Annotated in this window: 1 protein-coding gene; it reads right to left on the bottom strand. The window is 63.7% G+C overall.

Translation table 11 applies throughout. From position 1 onward, the window contains the following. Positions 1-164: 164 nt before the first annotated feature. Positions 165-1,079: a DMT family transporter gene (locus AC1D00_RS41870; RefSeq protein ID WP_135178830.1), complete on the bottom strand. Its 915-nt coding sequence runs from the start codon at positions 1,077-1,079 to the stop codon at positions 165-167. Positions 1,080-1,207 lie beyond the last annotated feature (128 nt).

The following is a 1,207-nucleotide window of genomic DNA, read 5'->3' on the forward strand; positions in this document are numbered from 1 at the left end:
ACACTGTCGTCCCGGGGCGCGTCGAAGTCGCGAGCCCGGGACCCATAATCCCAGTGAGAAGTGTGAGGCAAAGCGCCCACTCCGAGCCTTCGCAAAACGACCTCTTGTGGGTATGGATCCCGGGCTCGCGCTTTGCGCGCCCCGGGATGACGTTGTGGGTGTGGCTACGCCGGCGGATTAACGTCCACAGCCCCGCGCCCCAGATCCCGCTCGCGCAGATAAATATAGAACCCGGCGCCGATGATGATGGCGGCGCCGACGATGGTTGCGATCGACGGCACGTCGCCGAACACGACGAAGCCGAAGATCACGGCCCAGACGATCATCGAATATTGATAGGGCACGACGACGCTGGCCGGCGCGAGTTTGAGCGACCGGTTGACGCAGAACAGCGCCGTCACCGAGATGCATCCGGCCAGCGCGAAGATGACGAGGCTGCCTGATGTCGGCGGCACCCAGTGGAATGCCGACAGCACCGCGCCCAGCGAAAACGTGCCGACGAATTGCGAGGACGCCATCACGATGTCGGGGGTCTTGCGCAGGCTGCGCGTGATCAGCATCAGCGTTGCAAAGGACAGGCTGCCGCCGAGCGCGATCAGCGCCGGCAGGCTGACGGTTTGCGCCGACGGCCGCAGCGCGATCACGACGCCGCAGAAACCGATCAGAATCGCCGTCCAGCGCCGCCAGCCGACCTTCTCGCCCAGGAAGATCGCCGACATCGCGGTGACGAAGATGGGGCCGGCGAGATAGTACGTGATGACGTCGGCGAGCGGCAGATAGACCGTCGCAAGGAAGAAGGCCGCCACTTCCAGCGTCGACAGCACGACGCGAAACAGCTGCAGGCGCGGCCGCTCCAGATGCAGGAACTGGTGACGTTGCCGCCAGATCAGCGGCGACAGCAGCAACAGCGCCGCGCAGGCGCGCAGGAACAGCAACTGCCCCACCGAATAAGTCCCGACCAGGAACTTGCCCATGGCATCGCCGAACGAGAACATGAAGATCGACAGCACCATGAGTGCAATGCCGGCCAGTCGCGCCGATCGGTCGTCATAGGCGGAGAGGTTCTTGAAGAAGGACATTGAAACGAGTCGGAGTGTGAGAGGTCGTCATTGCCAGCGAAGCGAAGCAATCCAGACTGTCTCCACCGCGGCAGTCTGGATTGCTTCGTCGCTTCGCTCCTCGCAATGACGGGCGGAGAGAGCACGGA

The sequence above is a fragment of the Bradyrhizobium sp. P2_E8 genome (assembly GCF_056403875.1).